Source organism: Flavobacterium sp. FG19 (assembly GCF_057809475.1).
Genome location: NZ_JBMDKA010000019.1, coordinates 13,440 through 32,790 on the forward strand (window position 1 = coordinate 13,440; position 19,351 = coordinate 32,790).

Consider the following 19,351-nt stretch of genomic DNA (forward strand, 5'->3'; position numbering starts at 1 on the left):
CTTACTATACTATTACAACCTTAAAAGTATTTCTTATGAAAAAGTCTTTATTTCTGCTCTTTTTTTTAATCCTGACTGCCGTTGGATTTTCTCAGGAAACTGAAACTAAATATGATGAAAAACTGGCAAAATCACTGAATGCTGATGAATACGGCATGAAAAAATATGTTTTCTGTCTGTTAAAATCAGGAACCAATACTACGGCTTCAAAAGAAGAAAGTAAAAAATTGTTTGAAGGTCATATGGCGAATATCAACAAACTGGCCAAAGAAGGAAAACTGGCCGTAGCCGGACCTTTTATGAAAAACGACCGAAACTATCGCGGCATTTACATTTTTAATGTAGCAACCATAGACGAAGCAAAAGCACTGGTAGAAACCGATCCCGCCATAAAAGCCAATTTACTTGAAGCCGAGCTGACTCCCTGGTATTGTTCTGCAGCTTTACAGGAAGTTGCTAAAATACACGACAAAATTGCCAAGACGAAAATGTAAACGACTTCACTCTATCTAATTTTTATGAATAAATCAATTATAAGAATTTCGATTTTAGCGGTATATCTAATCATATTTATTTTAGATACAAACTGCTATGCGAAAATCGATCCTGATAAATCCGGAATTAGAAAAAAGACAAGTCAAATTGTACAAAAAATAGAAAAAGTCAACGTTTTGATGGGCTCCGCAGTATATGCTTCCGGAATCAGACCTAAACAATACGATAACTTTGAACAATTAAAAAAAACTGCTTCAATCGAAGAATTAAAAATCCTCACAAATCATACTAACGGAGTTGTGAGGTGCTATTCTTTCTGGGCTTTATTAGATTATAAAGAAATCGATTTATTTTCAATTGTAAAAGATCATATAAATGATGATTCTGTAATTGAAACTCAATTTGGATGTACTGCATCTGGTGAAAAAGTGGGTGACTTTTTTATAAATCTTGTTACTCCAAATTATGTTGACGATGAAGTTAAAAAACTGAATGAAAAAGAACTAAAAACATTAGACAGTCTTTTAGTTTATAAAGAAAACAATCTTGATTCGAGGTTTCGTGCCATTGAAGAAGCTGAACCAACTGAATTACTATATCCCAAAGTTAGAGAGTTAGCAGTAAACTTCAATAATCAAAGTGCCTTAGTAACTTTATCTAAATATAAAAATCCTAATGATATAGAAATAATCCTCAATAATCGAATTAAAGACGAGGGCGATAATGAAAGTGGTTATTTTTTCTCCTACAGAGCAATCCAAAATTTTCCTGATTCCCTATTTTTACCATTTTTAGAAAAAAGACTTTTCGAAACTTTAGATAATAATTATTTCTCTAATGAATGGTTGGAATTGTACGGTGCAATTGCTGTTTACAAAAATCAAAAATCATTAGAACTTTTAAAAGTTCCTTTTACAAACGTTCAAAATCAAGATATTAGAAAATATCATATTCATTTTGTTTACAAAGCGATTTTAGCAGACAAATGCGAATTGTATAATGATCTGTTATGGAAGATATGGGAAGAAGAAAGTATAATTACACCCGAAGGTTTTAAATACCTCTTAAGATTAAATCCACTAAAAACCTATCAATTCAGCACAAAGTACTTATTGCCAAATTACAAAGCAAATGATAAAACTTTAATTCCTGTTTACAGAGAAACTATATTTACTGAAAGTTTACAAGAAACTATTTTAAATTTCATTTTATTAAACGACAAACAATTAGCATCTACTATAATTGTCAATAAGATTTTAGAAGCGAAAGTTCTTGATTTTGAAATATACTGCAAAAAAGTATTAGAACTAAATGAAACATTTTTTGTTGATCCTCTATTCAAAAGGTTACAAACAGAAGACAACCCTCACGTTTATCTACAAATTGTAGAAACTTTAATTTCTTTTAAAGATAAATCTATCAACAGTAGAATTCTGGAAACAAGAAAAGAAAATAAAAATATGAATATAGATTGGGGAAGTGATTCTTTAGATCAAATTCTAAAAACGAATAATATTAAATAATGAAAACAGAAAAAGAAAAAATGATCAGCGGTGAATACTACAACGCTTTTGACCCGGAGTTAGTAAAAGGCCGCCGAACAGCCAAAAATCTTTTGCACAGCCTGAATATAAAAGAATACAGAGTCACCAAAAAAGCAAAAGAAATTTTAAAAGAACTGATTCCGAATACCGGAGAAGGTTTTTATATAGAACCGCCTTTTCACTGTGATTATGGTTATAATATAATTTGTGGTGACAATGTGTATTTTAATGTTAACTGTGTGGTTCTGGACTGTGCTCCCGTAACGATTGGCTCTAATGTATTTATTGCTCCGAATGTTCAGATTTATACTGCCTCGCATCCACTTGATGCCGAATTGAGAAAATCGCTGGAAAATGCTTATCCCGTTACCATTGGCGACGACTGCTGGATTGGCGGTAATTCGGTTATCTGCCCCGGAGTAACAATAGGAAAAGGCTGTGTTATTGGTGCCGGATCTGTTGTGACCAAAGATATTCCGGACAATTCGTTAGCCGTTGGAAATCCCGCAAAAGTAATCCGAAAACTGAATCAGGAACCCGAATCTCAAAAATAATGCTTACTCTAAATAAAGTGCATCATATCGCCATTTTATGCTCCGATTACGAAAAATCTAAATATTTCTACACCCAGATTTTAGGTCTGACCATTATCCGGGAAATATATCGCGAAGAGCGCCAGTCCTATAAATTAGATCTGGCCTTAAATGGTTCTTATGTGGTCGAATTATTCTCATTCCCCGATCCGCCCAAAAGACCTTCAAGACCGGAAGCAGTCGGCCTGCGTCATCTGGCATTTGAAGTAATTAACCTAAACGAAACCGTGGCTTTTTTAACCTCAAAAAACATAGAATCAGAACCGATCCGGATTGATGAAACCACCGAAAAACGTTTCACTTTTATTGCTGATCCTGATTTACTGCCCATTGAGTTTTACGAACGTTAATTTTTTTTCTGCCGCGAAGGCACTAAGACGCTACGATTTTTTTCTAACTGATGATTAAAACCAACATTTATCATTGCGGCAAATGGGAAAAAATGAGAAAAAAATGAGAAAAAACTTTGTGCCTTCGTGTCTTTATAGCAGAACCTCTTCCTGAACGAATTTTCTTGTTTATACTGATTTTAACACACTAAATTCAAGATTTTCTATAAAAAACCGAATTTGATGCTTAATTTTGTGATCCGCATAAAAAAAGCGATTTACAAATTTACTTCTGATGAATAAAACGGCGCAAATCAAAAAAAATCATCAATTTATTAAATTCCGAAAATTAGTTATCGTTTCTGTTTTAATTGGCTTTCTTTCGGCCTTCCTCGGAATTTCCCTCAAAAAAATAACGGAATATTATGAAGAAATCTTCTTTCACGAAGTTTCAGTTCATCCGTTATTTTATATGGTTTTTCCGGTTTTCGGACTATCAGTTATTTATTTTTTAAGACAGTATCTTTTTAAGAAAAAAGAAAACAAAGGCATCAAAGAAGTTTTTGAAAGTACTCAGACCTCAAAAAATCTGCCTTCTTATAAGATTCCATCTCACTTTATAAACGGATTACTGACTGTTATTTTTGGAGGTTCAACCGGAATTGAAGTTTCTACCGTAGTAGCCACAGCTACAATTGGCTCTGTTGCTCACGAAAAAGAAAATGTCTTTCGTCAGTACAAAACAGAGTTAATCTGTGCAGGAGTTGCTGCCGGAATTACAGCACTTTTCAGCAGTCCGGTCGCAGGTATTTTATTTGCCTTCGAAGTTATTTCGAGAAAAGTAACGCGTGCGTTTGTGATCTCCAATTTAATTGCGGTTTCCATAGCATTTGGTTTACTTACTATTTTAAAAGAAGAACCTTTATTTGCCGTTTCTGTTACCACCTGGCATTTAAAAGCTATACCCTACTTTATTCTTCTGGGCATTTTAGCCGGAATGAATTCGGTTTATCTTACCAGATGCGTTTTATTCATTAAATCGCAATTCGGAAAAATCAGCAGACACTACTATAAAATCATTATTGGATCAGCGGTTTTAAGTATCTCACTTTTCTTTTTCCCTCAATTGTACGGAGAAGGGTATCATGCTATAAAAGGGATTTTCAGCAATTCAGGTCAGCTTCCGTTAACCATAACGCTGGCCCTGACTTTTATTGGAATCTTAATTTTAAAACCAATTGTAACCTCTATTACTCTTGCTTCGGGTGGCGACGGTGGTGTTTTTGCTCCAAGCCTTTTTATCGGAGCTTTTTTAGGATTATTACTGGCTTCAGTTTTAAATACCTTTTTCCATGTCAATGTGATTCCGGTTAATTTTATGATTATTGGAATGGCTGCCGTTTTAAGTGCCAGTATTCACGCTCCGTTTACCGCTATATTTTTAGTCTGCGGATTAACGAATGATTACACTTTATTTCTACCAATCCTGGCCGTTTGTCTGATTTCAAAATACACGGCCAAAACAATTTATCCTTACACCGTATACAGTTATTCCCCAAGTTTGATTAAATAAGCTTAAACAATAATCATTACACAAAACAATAATCTATAGCAGCATATATTTAAAAACATAACGCGCAAAATAATACCACACACTATGCCTGTTCAAAAAATCAGAAGAAGCTACCGCAAAACACGTTACATTCTTTATAAAGAAACCTTAATAGATTATAAAGAACATTTTTGGTCGTTTCTCGGGTCTTTTGTCGGAATTGGAATTTTGGCCTATGTACAGTCCATGCATTTTTCAGGAAGTGATGCTGTTTATTTAATTGGTTCTTTCGGAGCTTCGAGTGTGCTGGTTTACGGAATTATCCAGAGTCCGTTTTCGCAGCCGAGAAATTTAGTGGGCGGACATGTACTTTCTGCTCTTGTAGGCGTAACCGTTAACAAACTGGTTCCTGACGTTATGTATATAGCGGCTCCGCTGGCTGTTTCTGTTGCCATCATTTTAATGCAGATTACCAAAACACTTCATCCGCCGGGAGGTGCAACGGCCCTGATCGCTGTCATCGGAACCGAAAAAGTAAAAGCTTTAGGTTATATGTATGTACTTTCGCCAGTACTGACCGGAGTTTTGATTTTACTGTTAACCGCTTTGCTTTTTAACAATATGACTTCCAGCAGAAGTTACCCAAGCCACAGCACCTATCATAAGCATTACCATAAAATCAGAAAAAGGCTTACAGGGAAATAAGAGCTTCTTGATTTAAAGAACAGAAAAACAGCTTTTTAAAATCTTTTCAACAAATCGTAATTCACAATTCGTATTTCGTTTTTTATATTTTACCTTTGACCTCTCAATAAAAACAAAGATTATGGTTTATAAATTTAGAGTAATTCTGGACGCCGAAGAAGATATTTTCAGAGACATCGCCATTCTTGAAGAGGATACGCTTGAAGACTTACACAATGCGATCTTTAATGCTTTTGGTTTTGACGGATCAGAAGTGGCTTCATTCTATACTTGTGATGATACCTGGAATCAGGAAGACGAAATTCCTCTTTTTGATACAGGTGATGTTCCGGGCGAGATTAGAACCATGAACGATTATCCGTTATCCAGTATCTTAGACAAAGAAAATACAAAGATTATCTACGTTTACGATTTTATCAGTATGTGGACTTTCTTAGTAGAACTGGCTGCCATCGAAGATGAAGCTGTAGGTGCCACTTATCCTGAAACTTTATTTTCTCATGGAGAAATGCCGGCAGACGCAATCGAAAAAAACTTCGAAGCCGATGATATGCACGACGATATCTACGGAGAATTCGAAGATGATCTTGACGAAGACGATCTTGACATGTTCGAAGGCGACGACAGCTTTGAAGATTACGGATTTGAGGAGAATTGGAATTAGTCTAAGTTGCTAAGGTGCTGAGATGCTAAGGTTCTAAGGTTTTTATTTTGAAAGTTTTTTCTTATTTTTAATTCTTCGAATTAAAAATAGTGAACATGAGTAATTTTAGAAGCTTGCTTATCTGGCAAAAATCAATGGCCCTTACAACCAAAATTTATTTTTCAACAAATAATTTTCCTAAGGAAGAAATCTTTGGATTAACTTCACAAATTAGACGCAGTTCAATTTCGATCCCAAGTAATATTGCAGAAGGATTTGGCAGAGAAAGCGATAAAGAACTTTTACGCTTTTTGAATATTTCTGTTGGATCATTATTTGAAATGCAGACTCAGCTGGAAATTGCAAAAAACATATCTTATTTAAAAGAAGACGATTTTAACAACTTATATGAGGACAGTCGCGAAGTAGAAAGAATGTTGGTTTCTTTTATAAAAAAAATTAAAGAAAGAAACTAAACCTTAGTACCTTAGCATCTTAGAACCTCAGCACCTTTACACCCATGATAAACCTTTTCAACACCCACATCGAAACGCTTTCGATACACCGCGTAGGAAACAAAAGCCGTAACGAAGCGATTTTTTTATCAGAACAGCCTTTTAATCTTAACGATGAGATTGTGCCTTTGATAAAAGAATTCTTTTTTAAGCCTTTTAGAGAAAAAGAAGAAAACTACTATCAGTTTGCACACGAAGTGGATCTGGACTATAACGATATGTTTAAATATGCCACTGAGATTTTTGCTAATCCGGCTAATGTTCATGAGGTTTCTAAAAACATCACCAAACATTTATTTGAACAGTCTAATCATCCGCACATTAAAAACGGAGAGGTTTATGTAACGTATTTAACCAACCTGAGCATCGATAACAATGTGGTAGATGCCATTGGAATTTTTAAAAGCGAGTTACAGGCTGACTTTTTACAGTTTGAAGAAAAAGGCAGTAACCTTGAAATGATCCTGCAGCAGGGAATCAACCTGAACAAACTGGATAAAGGATGTTTAATTTTTAACTTTAAAAAAGAAGAAGGCTACAAAATCCTGACAGTAGACAGCAACCGTTATGATGCCCGTTACTGGTTAGAGCACTTTTTATCTGTAGACGCTTTTGAAGATGAAAATTTCATCACTAAAAAATATTTAAAATTCTGCCAGAACTTTGCCAAAGATGTAGTTCTGCCGGCTGAAGATAAGAAAGAGGAAGTCATGTTCATGAACCGTTCTGTGAACTATTTCGCTAAAAATGATCAGTTTGAAGAACAAAACTTCCTGAATGAAGTAATAGACAATCCGGACTTAATTCCTGAATTCAAAAACTACAAAGTAGATAAAGGAGAAAAATACAGCATCGAAGATGTAACCTCATTCCCAATTGCCAACGCAGCCGTTTCTGATGCCAGAAAATCGATTAAAAACGTAATCAATCTGGATACTCACATTCAGATTAAAATGGATTTCATTAACCCTGAAAGTGCCGAAAAATTTGTTGAAAAAGGCTGGGATGAAGAAAAGCAAATGTATTACTACTTAGTGTATTTCAATAAAGAAGAAAAAAGCTAAGAGTCGTTCATTTTCTATTACTTACTTACTAAACAAAAAATGGCAGTTACGATTTGTAACTGCCATTTTTTATTAACCTGAATCTTTCTAAAACAAAGCAAACATTGCTTTGAGAATATCATCATACACTTTTTTGTCTTTTTCTCCCGCCCGGGCCAGAACCCTGATCCCCGAATAATTGTTAAAAACAAAACGGGCCAGTGTACGGGCATCCAGTTTTACAGCAATCTGACCAGACTCCTGCCCTTTTTTAACCGCTGTATAAAATACTTCTTCCATAATCCTGCGGTTGTCGCTTACTATCTGCGCAATTTCAGGATCATGCATTGCCAGTTCAACAGCAGAATTTACCATAAAACAACCTTTGGTAATCCGGTCTTCCAGACTTTCTATAACGGCCAGCTTAAAGATTATTGTCAGCGTTTCTTTTATATCGGCAGCTGTTTCCAGAATCTCTTTTATTTTGATATAATTCTCCTCGTGATACTTTTTCAAGGCTTTGGCAAACAGTTTTTGCTTATCGCCAAAAGTATCATATAAACTCGATCGGCTTAAGCCCAAATGCGTTACCAGATCCTGGGCAGACGTTCCGTTATATCCTTTGTGCCAAAAAATTTCAATAGCTTTATCCAAAGCCTGATCTTCATTAAATTCCTTAGTTCTAGCCATGACATCCAATTAAAGTTTCGCTTACAAAGATACCAATTTAACGGAACAATCGTTCCTGAATTGATCAAAAAAAATTACAATACTGTATTCACAGTAAGTCCGCCATCGATCACAATCTCCGTTCCTGTAATGAATGAAGAATCATCTGAAGCCAGAAAAGCAATTGCTTTAGCAACCTCAGCAGCCTGTCCAAAACGTTTCAGTAAAATCTTTTCGCCTAAAGCAGCGCCCAAACCTTCTACTTCTTCTTTTTCTAAACCTACTTTACCATATAAAGGGGTTTCAATTGGGCCAGGAGAAACGGCATTGACTCTGATTTTTCTTCCTGCTAATTCAGCGGCAAAAATTCTGTTTAAAGATAAAACGGCTGCTTTACTTGCTCCGTAGACACTGGAACCCGGCATACCTAACTGAGCATTTACTGAAGTATTAAAAATAATAGAACCGCCTTCATTTAAAATTGGTAATACTTTCTGAACCGTAAAATATACTCCTTTTACGTTCACATTCATGATACTGTCATAATGCTCTTCTGAAGCTGAATCTACCGGAGCAAAAGCCGCAATTCCGGCGTTTAGGAATACAATATCAATTTTTCCGAATTTTTCTTTTACTTCTTCCACTAAATGATCAATTGATTTTAAATCTGACTGGTCTGCCGCAATTCCCGTAACTCCTAATTCTGTTTCCGCTTTCACTAAAGCTTCTTTGTTTCTTCCGGTTACAATTACTTTTGCACCTTTTGATACTAATTCAGCTGCTGCTGCATACCCTATTCCGCTGTTCCCTCCGGTTACTATAGCGATTTTGTTTTCTAAATTTTTCATTTTATTTACTATTTAAGTTATTGATTATTCAATTATTATGGTACAAAGATACAATAACGGAACGATCGTTCCGTTATTTAAATAGTTAATTTTTTGTTAAAAACAATTAATTACTGCCAAAACATCTCGGTTTACAAGGGTTTTCCTCTATCTGTCCATAGAGGAAAGAAATGATAAAATGTCGGGGATTCTTAATTTATGCTTAATTTTGTATCTTAAAAAAATTACCAAAATGGATCGACATATACCAAAAGAAAGTCCTTTCGAAACTATAATCTCATTTCATAAATTAATTGAATCTTTTGAAGAAATTGCTTTATCCGATGTTGATTACCGATCTAATTATGCCAAGGCTATTTTAAAAGAAGTAGAAGCTTTTCCGGAATTCAGAACCGGAATACGCAACCTGAGCACCATTAGACAAAACGAAGCACTTATTAAAAACATTGCTGCCGACTTATTCCCGACAGCTCTGACCCACAATGAAATAAAAGCCATCACTATTCCTTTTCAGAACATCTCTTTTAATTACACAGAACGTTTTAAAAAAATTCTGCGTAATGCCGGAGATGAATTTTATATGGAAATCCGTGATTTCGACGATCATCAGTTTTACGTAAACAACTGTTGTTTAATTCTGGCTTACCATTACCATCAGAATATTGATTTCAGTAAACCTTTCTTTTACGATATTCCTGACGAAGAAGGTGTAGAAAGACATTATCGCATTATGTACAATGCTGATTTTATGGAAATTATTCCAACTGAAAAATCAGTAGAACTTTCTCAGGACGATATTGACCAGCTGATTGATAATTATAATGATATCGCTTTATGGAAATCTACATTCCCTCCGGGAAGCTGGATTTTAAAAGGCTTTGGAATTGTTTCCTTATTTGATGCCACTACAGAAAGTGCCATTTCGACTTTAAAAAGCAATCTCTTAAAACCGGATAATAAACAGGTAACCTCAACGGATATTGTTGAAAATATCTTTAGATCTATTTTTAAAATCCCAACTTTAAAAGTAGGCTTTATCATCTACAATCCGGAAGAAGAAAAGTTTATCAGACCTATAAAGTTTGATAGTCACATGGAAAGTTACCTTTTGAAATCAGATCAGGAAGTAGATTGTAAAAATGCTTTCTTTGGCTGTTCGTTTGAAAATCTTCTGGACAATAAAGAACCGTTTGTTATTTCGAACGTTAAAAAATTCATCGAGGAATCTTCGAATAAAAAGCTTGGAGAACATTTGTTGAAACAGGGTATTGAAAGCTGTGTTTTCGCTCCGGTGATCAAAGACGACCATTTATTGGGAATTGTAGAACTGGTATCTGAAAACCCAAGAGACCTGAACAGCGTCAATGCTACAAAACTGGAACTGGTTTTACCTTATTTAACAGACACCATTGACCGTTATAACACGGATATGCAGCATCAGATTGAGGCGATTATCCAGCGTGAATATACCACAATACATCCGAGTGTTTACTGGAAGTTCCGAAAAGAATCGCAAAACTACTTTCAAAATATAAATCATACCAAAGATTATATTTTTAAGGAAATTGTGTTTAAAAATGTATTTCCGCTATATGGACAAATTGATATCAAAAGTTCATCGGAGCACCGAAATGAAACGGTAAAAATTGATTTAAAAAACCAGCTTACCGCCCTTTTGGAAATTTTCGACAATCAGGATCCTAATTCTAACCTCGTACTTTTAGAACAGCGAAAATTCGAATTGGAATCCCTTAGAAGTGAACTGGATCAGCCATTAAAAGCCGATATGGAACAGCATATTCAGCGCTATATTGAAGAAGAAATTCATCCAATCCTGAAAAATACCAAAAGCAATGCTAAAAACGAAAAGTTAGAAGAATTGTATTTTGAGAGCCTGGACGAAAAAACCGGAATGTTTTATCAGGAAAGAAAGAAATTTGACAATGCCATGTCGATTATCAACAAAAAACTGGCATCGGTTCTGGATAAAAAACAAATTGAAGCACAGCAGATTTATCCACACTATTACGAACGTTTTAAAACAGATGGTGTAGAGCATAATTTATACATTGGTGCCTCAATTTCGCCAGCCAAACCTTTCGACATTATGTACCTGCACAACCTGCGTTTATGGCAGCTGCAGACTTTGTGCGAAATGGAACTGGAACACCACCAGCTTAAAGAGTCACTTCCGTATGAACTGGATGTTACTTCACTGATTCTGGTTTTCAGTTCGCCTCTTTCTATCCGTTTCAGAATGGATGAAAAACGTTTTGATGTTGACGGAACTTATAATGCAAGATATGAAGTCGTGAAAAAACGAATTGATAAATCGCACATTAAAGGTACAAACGAACGTATTACCGAAAAAGAGAAAATTACAATCGTATATTCTCAAAACAGTGAAGAAGCGGAATACTTAAAATACATTAAATATTTACAGCATAAAAAAATACTGGAACCTTCAATTGAACAATTTGAAGTAGAAGACCTTCAGGGTGTTTCCGGTTTAAAAGCGATTCGTGTCAAGGTAATCAACAATACCAACACTTCAAAAGCAAAAAAAATCACCTACCAGGATTTATTAGATGAGCTCAACTAAACGTTGAGCTTTTTTTATCTTAATTGATTTAAAAGCAATCACAAAGTCGATTAGCATAATAATGCCGAAAGTTTCAACTAAACAGTGAAGTTTTTTTTCTAAACACATAGAAACATAGATACAGAAACTTAAAAAAAGCGTTTTACTTATTTAAACAAACATAGACTGCTATGTGTTAGAAACTAGTTTTTTTATATATTCTTATTCAGTAAACTAGAAGCCTATGTTTCTATGTGTTTCAATAAAAAACTTTATAAATGTAAAATCAGTTTCAATCCGCGTACAATTTAAGGTATTTTCTAAATAATTTTAAAAGCAATTGTCGTAATAATGATCCCAAACTTTTCACCTAAACAATGACGCTTTTTTCTAAACACATAGAAACATAGATACAGAAACTTAAAAAAAGGCGTTTTACTTATTTAAACAAACATAGACTGCTATGTGTTAGAAACTAGTTTCTTTAGACAATCTTATTCAGCAAACTAAAAATCCTATGTTTCTATGTGTTTCAATAAAAACTTTATATATAAAATCCGTTCAAATCTGCATCTTCGCAAAGCGAATCCGTAAAATTCGTGTTGAGTTTAAGATATTTTCTAAATAGATTTAAAAGCGATCACAAAGGCAATTACGGTTATAATAATCCCAAACATAAAAAGGTTATACGCAATTCTAAGCAAATTATACTTTCGCTGCAGAACCAGTCCCAGATAATACAAGTCTTTGATCATGTTCGAATACAAATAATCACGGTCTTTCATCATTTCATTCATCGCCCAGTCGTATTCTTCCAAAGGCATTTTATAGAAATTTCCAAAAAACAGCAAATTGATTTTTTTGTTTTCGATATCTTCCCTTGTAAAAACTCCCGAAGTTACTTTAGGTCTTGTCGAGAGAATGGCAAAAATGATCGTAATTACACTCGACATCAGCATAATAAAAGTAGGCACAACCAGGTGCGCATTTTTCGGACTGTCTAATTTTGGAATAATAGTCGAAAGAGCAATCGAAATAATAATAGCATTTACAGACAGCAGAATATTCGCTTTACTATCGGCAATACCGCTTAAACGGGTATGATTTCCCAGAGTCACACGAAATAAAGTATCAACTCCCCGGTCCGGTTTTTCGATTTTCTCATTCTTCTTACTTTCTTTCTCCAGAGTTTCCGCTGCTTTCAGTTCCTGTTTGTTAATTTTTTTCTGAATCAACAGCAGGTTTTTCTCTTTAAGGGGCTGCCATTTTCTTAAAGCATAATCCGTATAAAAACGATGTTTGTTTAATAAAAAATTCAGATTTTCTTTGGTCCATTCCGCATTAGTAAAACTAACAATTCCGGTATTCTTAAGCTCTAAACGCAGTAATTCGCAGGTTGTCACATATTCTGTTCCCATCAAATGCGCATAGTCGGCATCTTTAATAATCTTTTCCAGAAGCGTTTTAGGCTGATATTCTTTGGCTGTAGCCAAAATCAGACTGGAAACAAGTCCGATGAATTTTTCTGACTTCCCTTTTTCTTTCAAAAAATCAGCTGCAATTTTTACACTCTTACCTTCGTGGTCTTCGTAACCGTGAATATATCCTGTATCATGAAACCAGGCTGCAACCAGAAGTGCCTCTTTATCATCATCTTCGACATCTTCTTTTTTACAAAGCTCTTTTACCGCTGTAACCACTGTGAAAGTATGGTTAAAATTATGGTAAGAATATAAATTAGAAAGTTTATCTTTGAGTAAATTACTGACGAAATCCTCGGATTGTTCTATTAAATTCATAAAGAAAATTTTTATACCACTAAATTATGAAATTGTTTTTGGATAATCATTTTATTGCTAAGATTAAAAACTTTTCAATAGCAATCATAACACTGCTTATCATGTATTCCTGTGCCACACATCAGGCGCAGTACGGAAAAAATGTGAGTGCCAACGAAACAGAAAACGCAACAGATACTATAAAAATTGCCCACACTTTTTATCTTGTCGGAGATGCCGGAAATGCTGATGAAGAGCAGGCACAGCAGACACTCGAATTACTGCACCAGAGGCTGAAAAAAGCAAATAAAAAGTCGACCCTTCTTTTTCTGGGAGATAACATCTACCCGAAAGGTTTTCCGGCTGATAAAAATGCGGAAGACAGATCGCTCGCAGAAACCAAACTCAAAAATCAGTTGAAACTTGCTAAAGGTTATAAGGGAAAAACCATTTTTATTCCCGGCAATCATGACTGGTACAGCGGAATTAAAGGACTGGAACGCCAGGCTGATTTTGTAACCAAACATTTAGACGACAAAAAAGCATTTCTGCCGAGGAAAACCTGTCCCATCGAAGATGTTAAAATTGATAGTATCACAACGTTAGTAACTATAGACAGCGAATGGTTCCTGGAAGACTGGGACGATCACCCGACTATTAATGATAACTGCGATATTAAAACAAGAGAAGCCTTTTTTGATGAACTGGAAAGTATTTTAAATAAAAACCAGGAGAAAACAGTGGTTCTGGCTATTCATCATCCGCTGCTGAGCAACGGAACTCATGGCGGACAATTTTCATTAGAGAAACAATTATTCCCGTTAGAGAAAAAAATCCCGCTTCCGGTAATTGGCTCTTTTATTAATTTATTGCGTAAAACCTCAGGAGTAAGTCCGCAGGACCTTCAAAACAAACAATATACAATTTACGCCAAACGAATTAAAACACTGCTTCAAAAACAAAAAAATGTAATTGTCGTTTCGGGTCATGATCATAACCTGCAGTACATAAGCAAAGAAAACATTCAGCAGATTATCAGCGGTGCCGGTTCAAAATCTGAAGCGGCAAGGGCAATAAACGAAAATGATTTTTCTTATGGCGGGAACGGGTATGCCACACTAACTTTATTTAAAAGCGGCGATGCCAAGGTTTCTTTTTACGGAAATGAAAACAACAAAGAGAAACTGCTTTTTGAGCGTGAAATCATAAAAGCCAAAGAAATTAACTGGGCTGCTGATATTCCGAATAACTTTCCTTCCAAAATCACCACTTCTATTTATTCACCAAAAATGACGGATAAAAGCTGGTTCCATCAATTTTTATTCGGACAGCATTATCGTAAATATTACAGTATGCCTATTGAAGCAAAAGTAGCAGCAGTAGATACTTTAAAAGGCGGTCTGAAACCAATTCGTGAAGGCGGCGGACATCAGTCTGTTTCCTTAAGAATGTCTGATCCAAAAGGTCGTGAATATGTAATGCGCGGTATGAAAAAAAGCGCTACTGTATTTTTACAGTCCGTCGCTTTTAAAGACCAGTATGTTGTTAATGATTTTGAAGATACGTATACCGAAAGTTTTTTATTTGATTTTTATACCACTTCGCATCCCTATGCGCCCTATGCCATTGGCGGTATGTCAGATAAAATTGGACTGCTTCATACCAATCCGATCCTGTATTATATTCCGAGACAAAATGGTTTAGGAGAATTTAATGCCGGGTTTGGAGATCAGTTATACATGGTTGAAGAAAGACCGGCGGACAATCATTTAGACGGCAAAAACTTTGGAAATCCGGACAATATAATCGGCACCGATGATCTGATGATGAATCTGCATAAAGATGAAAAATATGCCGTAGATGAAAAAGAATACATAAAAGCCCGTTTGTTTGATATTTTAATTGGTGACTGGGACCGCCACAGTGACCAGTGGCGCTGGGCTGAATTTAAAAAGGACGGAAAAGTGATTTACAAACCTATTCCGCGGGACCGTGATCAGGCCTTTGTAAAATATGACGGAGCTTTACTTTCTATTTTAATGAATATCCCGGCCTTACGCCACATGAGAACTTTTAAGGACAAAATTGGTAACGTAAAATGGCTGAGCCGTGAACCTTATCCTATGGATCTGGCTTTCCTGAAAACGGCTGACCAAAAAGACTGGGTAGAACAGGCCAAATATATTCAGGACAATTTATCGGACCAGGACATTGAAAATGCTTTTAAAAATATGCCGAAAGAAGTTCAGGACGAAACCGTTGATGAAATTATCCGCAAGCTGAAAAACAGAAAAAAAGAGCTTCAAAAAGCGGCCGTACGTTATTCCGATGTTTTAAGCAGAACGGTTATGATGGCCGGAACGGATAAAAAAGACAAATTTGTTCTGAATCATAATGCTGATAAAACCATCGAAATTCAGGTTTATAGAGTTAAAAAAGAAGGCGATGAATTACAATATACCAAAACAGTCAGCGATGCCCGCACCAAAAATTTATGGATTTACGGTTTAGATGATAATGATATTTTTGAAGTAAAAGGAACTTCTAAATCTAAAATTAAAATTCGTCTGATAGGCGGTCAGAACAATGATACGTATAACATCGAAAACGGACGAAAGGTTATTGTTTACGATTTCAAATCAAAAGAGAACACTTATAATTTAGATTCGAAAACCCAGAAACAGTTAACAGACGATTATGATGTTAACCTGTACAATTATGAAAAACCAAAGTACAATGTGGTTTCGGGTCTGCCTAATATTGGATTCAACCCTGATGATGGTGTAAAAGTGGGCGTTAACCTTAATTATACTGTAAATAATTTTAAACAAAATCCGTATACCCAAAGACATGTAGTAAATGCTTTCTATTACTTTGCCACAGGCGGTCTCGAATTTAACTATGCGGCACATTTCCCGGGTTTATTAGGAAAATGGGTTATTGATGTTGAATCGTTATACACTACGCCAAATTTTGCCATGAACTATTTTGGTTACGGAAATGAGGCTCAGTATGATGATGATCTGGGAATGGATTACAACCGTGTCCGAATCCGAAAATTTAATGCCTCCGGAGCCATCAGACATGTGGGACGTTACGGAAGTGAATTCAGTATTTCACCTATCTTCCAGAGAATGACGGTTGAAGAAACAGACAATCGTTTTATTGACCTTCCAAATATTGTAAATCCGGAAGTATTTAACAGTCAGAATTATGGAAGCCTGAAAGTAAAATACCTTTTCAAAAACTCTGATTTTGCTGCTAAACCTACATTAGGAATGTATTTTATGATTGCCGGAACCTGGACCGCCAATCTGGATGAAACGAAGAAAAATTTCCCAACTCTGGAAAGTATTTTAGGTTTTACACACCGAATTGACAAAGACGGAAAACTGGTTTTAGCGACTTATCTGAAAGGAAAAGCGATTTTGAACAATAATTATGAATTTTATCAGGGAGCTTCTTTGGGAGGTGATACGGATCTACGCGGATTTAGAAACGAACGCTTTTTAGGAAATTCGTATTTCTCTCAAAGTTCAGATTTACGTTTAAGCCTGGGCCGTATCAGAAAAACCATTGCTCCATTTACGTACGGAATCCTGGGCGGTTTTGATTACGGAAGGGTTTGGCTTGACGGTGAAAATTCTAAAAAATGGCATCAGGATTACGGCGGCGGACTCTGGTTAAATGCTATTAACGTGTTAACAGCCAGAATATCGTATTTTAAATCGCCTGACGAAATAGGAAGGGTAATTTTTGGAGCTGCCTACAGCTTTTAAAAGGCTAAGGTTCTAAGGTTTTTTCCAATTTTGACAAAAAGAAGTCGTAAACTCACTAAATAATTAGTGAGTTTACGACTTCTTTTTCCTTGTGTCTTGGAATCTTAGTGGCTTAGCAGCTTAAATTCATATACATTTCCTCCGGTTTTATTGGCTTTTTCATCGGCTATCAGTACCGTATTGTTGTCTTTAAAAACTACGGCTTCTTTTTGAGAGAAGTGATTCAGGTTTATTTCGGTTTGTGTTCCTTTATGGAAAGCATCTCCTTTAAAATCTTTAAACAAAACAAGTTTATCATGGCTCAGCAGTACTACTTTTTTTCCGTCAGGACTGATAGCAGCACTGGTTAAAACACAATGATTATAATTATCGCAGGTTTTAAACTCCCCTATTCTTACCGCTTTCTGTTTTCCTGCAGCATTTTTAATTTTATAAATAAAGGCCGTTCCGTCAAAACCTTTACTTCGGTTTTTGGTAAATAGATAAAAGTAACCTCCGTGTTCAAAAAAACCTTCTACATCATAAAACATTTCCTTTTTCTTTGGTGGAAACTCAGTCTGTTCCGGATAGGAAAAAGAAATTTTATATTCTGCAGAAGCTGACTCCCTGTTTAACTGATTTTTGGCTACTTTGTAAATACACAAATCCCTGCGTTCGTTATCGTTATTACCAAAATCCCCAATATAGATATTTCCTGCTTTATCTTTGGTAATATCTTCCCAGTCTATATTTGATGCATTCGAAATAGTAATAGTCTTTTCTAGTTTTCCTTTGGAATTAAGGGCATAAATGGCATTTTTATTTCCGCTGTCTTCAAGCGTATAAAGTGTTTTCGTTTCCGGAAAATACGTAATTCCCGAAACTTCCTTCAATTTTTTGGGAAGTGAATACAATGTTTTTAACTGCGTGCCGGACTGCTGCTGGCAGGCCAATAAAACAATAGAAACGGCTATTAGAAAAGGTTTTTTCATAAGATTATTTTTTTTTACCATATAAAGAAATTTAAGTTCTGCTTTATGAACTTATATTACTTATATGGTTTAACTTTTAAACTAATTCTGTATTTATCAAAAACAAGAAACACCAGAAAACTCATGCTTTAGCTTTATAAACTTATATTACTTATATGGTTTAACTTTTAAACTAAGTTAGTGTTTTTAAAATTACGGGTAATAAATTCAAATGCGGCATGCATGATATGTCCCATCGAACGGGCATTTTTAAACTTCATATCATTGGTATACCGGTACAATTCCATTTTTAACTGATTGAGATGTTCTTCTGTTGAAATAGTATCATGACACATAATGTTCAGCAGTTTTCTGATTCGGGTTTCGGCTGAATGTATCCGTTTGGCCAGAATCGCCCGTTCTTCATCTTTATACTGAATAATCGAACGTTCTTCGAGTTTTTCTTTAATGAGCTGAATCATAGGAAAATTTTCTTTGAAAAACTGCGGGCGGTATACCTTAAAATTCCCTTCATAACACTGCTGATCAAAATCGATCGGGCGTATTTTATAAACCACCTGATCGAAATCATGAATAGGCACAATGACATAATTATAAGCCCTCATATCCCCCAAAAGCCTAATCATGCAGCGTTCGTTAAATTTGACAAACTCTTTGGCAATCTGGGCTTTTTCCATTTCGGTACATTTATCCAGTAAAGTATCCATAAAAACATCGCCCGGAATCCCGATAATGTGTTCTTCAATCAGAGTATCATTATACACCAGAAAATTAATTTTGTCCGGTGACAGTATATCTTCTAATTCAAGGCCGTAAATTCGGGAAGCATCTGCTTTTTTAATATAAAAATGAACATAATTGTCATTTAGAATATTTCTTACTTTAATCCGGAAAGGTTTTGAATTACCAAAAGTACAGTAATCGATAGCATCCACATTAAGATACTGGATAATTTCACTGTTTCCGTCAGAATGCAGCAGTGAATATATTTTTTTGAGGTTCAGGTCGATTTCACTTCTTTCGAACTCACTGTAATATACCCTGATCCATAAAGTATCCGTATCATTTTTATCATACACATTGACCGAACCCGAAAAACGCAGTAAATCATCGTAAAATATCGAAACTTTCGAAATACGTTCAAATCGGTCCAGGTAACTTAGAAGCGGCTGTGTTAAAGGATACGACGGTTTTTTTAAAACCATTAAAGGTTCGCTCATTTTGAATATCTTTATTACAAATTTACAGGAATATAAGGATAAAAATAAATTTGACGTAACAATATACAGACTGCATCGTCTTACTA

The 19,351-nt window shown here is 35.2% G+C and carries 16 protein-coding genes; 11 read left to right on the plus strand and 5 right to left on the minus strand.

Going from position 1 to position 19,351, the window contains the following annotated elements:
* Nucleotides 1-35 precede the first annotated feature (35 nt).
* From ACODST_RS17980 to ACODST_RS18020, 9 genes are all read left to right on the plus strand, one after another.
* Nucleotides 36-494, plus strand: a complete 459-nt coding sequence (locus ACODST_RS17980) for a YciI family protein (RefSeq protein WP_488933482.1) — start codon at nucleotides 36-38, stop codon at nucleotides 492-494.
* Nucleotides 495-518: 24 nt separating this feature from the next.
* Nucleotides 519-2,018 (plus strand): hypothetical protein, encoded by a 1,500-nt coding sequence (locus tag ACODST_RS17985; RefSeq protein WP_488933483.1) that lies wholly within the window; start codon nucleotides 519-521, stop codon nucleotides 2,016-2,018.
* Nucleotides 2,018-2,593 (plus strand): sugar O-acetyltransferase, encoded by a 576-nt coding sequence (locus ACODST_RS17990; RefSeq protein ID WP_488933484.1) that lies wholly within the window; start codon nucleotides 2,018-2,020, stop codon nucleotides 2,591-2,593. Before ACODST_RS17985 ends, ACODST_RS17990 begins: the two co-directional genes overlap by 1 nt.
* On the plus strand, nucleotides 2,593-2,982 hold the full coding sequence (gene gloA2 / locus ACODST_RS17995; RefSeq protein ID WP_488933485.1) for an SMU1112c/YaeR family gloxylase I-like metalloprotein: 390 nt from the start codon (nucleotides 2,593-2,595) through the stop codon (nucleotides 2,980-2,982). Before ACODST_RS17990 ends, gloA2 begins: the two co-directional genes overlap by 1 nt.
* Nucleotides 2,983-3,256: 274 nt before the next feature.
* Nucleotides 3,257-4,534 carry a chloride channel protein gene (locus ACODST_RS18000; protein WP_488933486.1) on the plus strand — a complete coding sequence of 426 codons (1,278 nt, stop codon included), beginning with the start codon at nucleotides 3,257-3,259 and terminating at the stop codon, nucleotides 4,532-4,534.
* 84 nt (nucleotides 4,535-4,618) lie between these two features.
* The gene (locus tag ACODST_RS18005; protein ID WP_488933487.1) at nucleotides 4,619-5,218 is read left to right on the plus strand and encodes an HPP family protein; all 600 of its coding nucleotides are present in this window, start codon (nucleotides 4,619-4,621) and stop codon (nucleotides 5,216-5,218) included.
* A 121-nt stretch (nucleotides 5,219-5,339) separates the two neighbouring features.
* Nucleotides 5,340-5,882 (plus strand): IS1096 element passenger TnpR family protein, encoded by a 543-nt coding sequence (locus ACODST_RS18010; protein ID WP_488933488.1) that lies wholly within the window; start codon nucleotides 5,340-5,342, stop codon nucleotides 5,880-5,882.
* A gap of 95 nt (nucleotides 5,883-5,977) precedes the next feature.
* On the plus strand, nucleotides 5,978-6,337 hold the full coding sequence (locus ACODST_RS18015) for a four helix bundle protein (RefSeq protein WP_488933489.1): 360 nt from the start codon (nucleotides 5,978-5,980) through the stop codon (nucleotides 6,335-6,337).
* Nucleotides 6,338-6,381: 44 nt separating this feature from the next.
* Nucleotides 6,382-7,440: a nucleoid-associated protein gene (locus ACODST_RS18020; protein WP_488933490.1), complete on the plus strand. Its 1,059-nt coding sequence runs from the start codon at nucleotides 6,382-6,384 to the stop codon at nucleotides 7,438-7,440.
* 87 nt (nucleotides 7,441-7,527) lie between these two features.
* Here ACODST_RS18020 and ACODST_RS18025 read toward each other — a convergent pair whose 3' ends face one another.
* The gene (locus tag ACODST_RS18025) at nucleotides 7,528-8,109 is read right to left on the minus strand and encodes a TetR/AcrR family transcriptional regulator (protein ID WP_488933491.1); all 582 of its coding nucleotides are present in this window, start codon (nucleotides 8,107-8,109) and stop codon (nucleotides 7,528-7,530) included.
* A gap of 74 nt (nucleotides 8,110-8,183) precedes the next feature.
* On the minus strand, nucleotides 8,184-8,936 hold the full coding sequence (locus ACODST_RS18030; protein ID WP_488933492.1) for an SDR family oxidoreductase: 753 nt from the start codon (nucleotides 8,934-8,936) through the stop codon (nucleotides 8,184-8,186).
* A 232-nt stretch (nucleotides 8,937-9,168) separates the two neighbouring features.
* Between ACODST_RS18030 and ACODST_RS18035 the strand changes: the two genes are divergently transcribed.
* A complete protein-coding gene (locus tag ACODST_RS18035) occupies nucleotides 9,169-11,538 on the plus strand; it encodes a GAF domain-containing protein (RefSeq protein WP_488933493.1) in 2,370 nt (789 codons plus the stop codon).
* Between the two features lie 599 nt (nucleotides 11,539-12,137).
* On the opposite strand, the gene ACODST_RS18040 is transcribed toward ACODST_RS18035, so the two are convergent.
* On the minus strand, nucleotides 12,138-13,316 hold the full coding sequence (locus tag ACODST_RS18040; RefSeq protein ID WP_488933494.1) for a Pycsar system effector family protein: 1,179 nt from the start codon (nucleotides 13,314-13,316) through the stop codon (nucleotides 12,138-12,140).
* 26 nt (nucleotides 13,317-13,342) lie between these two features.
* Here ACODST_RS18040 and ACODST_RS18045 point away from each other — a divergent pair, with 26 nt between their 5' ends.
* Complete coding sequence (locus tag ACODST_RS18045) at nucleotides 13,343-17,074, plus strand: metallophosphoesterase (protein ID WP_488933495.1); 3,732 nt, start codon at nucleotides 13,343-13,345, stop codon at nucleotides 17,072-17,074.
* Nucleotides 17,075-17,178: 104 nt separating this feature from the next.
* On the opposite strand, the gene ACODST_RS18050 is transcribed toward ACODST_RS18045, so the two are convergent.
* Complete coding sequence (locus ACODST_RS18050) at nucleotides 17,179-18,045, minus strand: SdiA-regulated domain-containing protein (protein WP_488933496.1); 867 nt, start codon at nucleotides 18,043-18,045, stop codon at nucleotides 17,179-17,181.
* A 167-nt stretch (nucleotides 18,046-18,212) separates the two neighbouring features.
* Nucleotides 18,213-19,265 (minus strand): hypothetical protein, encoded by a 1,053-nt coding sequence (locus tag ACODST_RS18055; RefSeq protein WP_488933497.1) that lies wholly within the window; start codon nucleotides 19,263-19,265, stop codon nucleotides 18,213-18,215.
* Nucleotides 19,266-19,351 lie beyond the last annotated feature (86 nt).

Bases quoted from the DNA above. Each gene is read 5' to 3' on its own strand.
- ACODST_RS17980 (WP_488933482.1), top strand. From the start codon at position 36: ATGAAAAAGTCTTTATTTCTGCTCTTTTTTTTAATCCTGACTGCCGTT.
- ACODST_RS17985 (WP_488933483.1), top strand. From the start codon at position 519: ATGAATAAATCAATTATAAGAATTTCGATTTTAGCGGTATATCTAATC.
- ACODST_RS17990 (WP_488933484.1), top strand. From the start codon at position 2,018: ATGAAAACAGAAAAAGAAAAAATGATCAGCGGTGAATACTACAACGCT.
- gloA2 (WP_488933485.1), top strand. From the start codon at position 2,593: ATGCTTACTCTAAATAAAGTGCATCATATCGCCATTTTATGCTCCGAT.
- ACODST_RS18000 (WP_488933486.1), top strand. From the start codon at position 3,257: ATGAATAAAACGGCGCAAATCAAAAAAAATCATCAATTTATTAAATTC.
- ACODST_RS18005 (WP_488933487.1), top strand. From the start codon at position 4,619: ATGCCTGTTCAAAAAATCAGAAGAAGCTACCGCAAAACACGTTACATT.
- ACODST_RS18010 (WP_488933488.1), top strand. From the start codon at position 5,340: ATGGTTTATAAATTTAGAGTAATTCTGGACGCCGAAGAAGATATTTTC.
- ACODST_RS18015 (WP_488933489.1), top strand. From the start codon at position 5,978: ATGAGTAATTTTAGAAGCTTGCTTATCTGGCAAAAATCAATGGCCCTT.
- ACODST_RS18020 (WP_488933490.1), top strand. From the start codon at position 6,382: ATGATAAACCTTTTCAACACCCACATCGAAACGCTTTCGATACACCGC.
- ACODST_RS18025 (WP_488933491.1), bottom strand. From the start codon at position 8,109: ATGGCTAGAACTAAGGAATTTAATGAAGATCAGGCTTTGGATAAAGCT.
- ACODST_RS18030 (WP_488933492.1), bottom strand. From the start codon at position 8,936: ATGAAAAATTTAGAAAACAAAATCGCTATAGTAACCGGAGGGAACAGC.
- ACODST_RS18035 (WP_488933493.1), top strand. From the start codon at position 9,169: ATGGATCGACATATACCAAAAGAAAGTCCTTTCGAAACTATAATCTCA.
- ACODST_RS18040 (WP_488933494.1), bottom strand. From the start codon at position 13,316: ATGAATTTAATAGAACAATCCGAGGATTTCGTCAGTAATTTACTCAAA.
- ACODST_RS18045 (WP_488933495.1), top strand. From the start codon at position 13,343: ATGAAATTGTTTTTGGATAATCATTTTATTGCTAAGATTAAAAACTTT.
- ACODST_RS18050 (WP_488933496.1), bottom strand. From the start codon at position 18,045: ATGAAAAAACCTTTTCTAATAGCCGTTTCTATTGTTTTATTGGCCTGC.
- ACODST_RS18055 (WP_488933497.1), bottom strand. From the start codon at position 19,265: ATGAGCGAACCTTTAATGGTTTTAAAAAAACCGTCGTATCCTTTAACA.